Here is a 949-nt window from a genome sequence, read left to right on the forward strand (position 1 = left end):
CGCCCCCACCTGCGCCCTCGTCGAAGCCGACCGCGCCCGCCCCGGCACAGCCGAGCACCTGGCCGCCCTGCCCGGCATCACCGTCCTGGACCTGGACCTGCCCGCCGCCCTCGCCGTGGCCAGCCAGGACACCTGGGCCGGCGCGCACGCCCAGTACGCCGCACAGCCCACCCCGGACCGCCCCGACGGGGCGATCATCGCCACCACCGCTCCCGAGCGGTGGGTCGGCGAGCCGGTCCGCGTCCTGGACCTGACGCCCTGACCGCGACGTGGAGGCCCCGGAGTCCTAGCTCAGACAAGCTAGGACTCCAGGGCCGACATGGTGTGGGACGTCCTGGACGCCGCCGCGGCAGACCCGGGGTCTTTCGGCAAAAGAGTCTGTTGTCCACGGACAGTGGGACATCCGGCTGAGCGGACAACACTCAAGGGCTACGCGATGTCCGGGGACCGCCGCGCCCTGCACGGCACCGTGCTGTAGCCGGTGCTGCTCGTGGTCTTGGTGGTGGTCGCCGGGTGCAGCAGGGCGGTGTCCGAGGTGCAGCGCAGCATTTACATGGGTCAGGCGCCGCACGGGTTCTGCATGGGCAGCAGCCGGCCCCGGCTGGTGCAGCGCCCGAGCTCGGCGGCACGGGCGGGAGACCACGCCGACGGCGGGCGGGTGGGAACGGGACCAGTGAAATTGTCCTCCCGTGCATCAGCCCAGTTCTGTCAAACCGCCTACCCAGCCAGCCGCTCCGGTGACACCTCTGAGACAGCGGCGCCGGTTTGCCGCCATCCGGATCCGGGTCGAGCAGGCTGCGGGCGGAACGCCGACAGCCGACAGCACCGTTGGCTCTCCTGCGGTCCGGGACGCCGACAGCTCGGTGATCTGTAGCCAGGTCGCCATGATACGAACCAGCCCGCTGGGGGCCTGACATGCCTGAGACGCCATCCGCTTTCCGAACGTGGT

Annotated in this window: 1 protein-coding gene; it reads left to right on the top strand. The window is 71.2% G+C overall.

Going from position 1 to position 949, the window contains the following annotated elements; translation table 11 throughout:
- The coding region (locus BIV23_RS44865; RefSeq protein WP_071386755.1) for a PIN domain-containing protein at window positions 1–262 on the top strand (262 nt) is incomplete at its 5' end.
- Window positions 263–949: the final 687 nt, after the last annotated feature.

It is taken from the genome of Streptomyces monashensis, from assembly GCF_001866665.1.
GTDB classification, from domain to species: domain Bacteria; phylum Actinomycetota; class Actinomycetes; order Streptomycetales; family Streptomycetaceae; genus Streptomyces; species Streptomyces monashensis.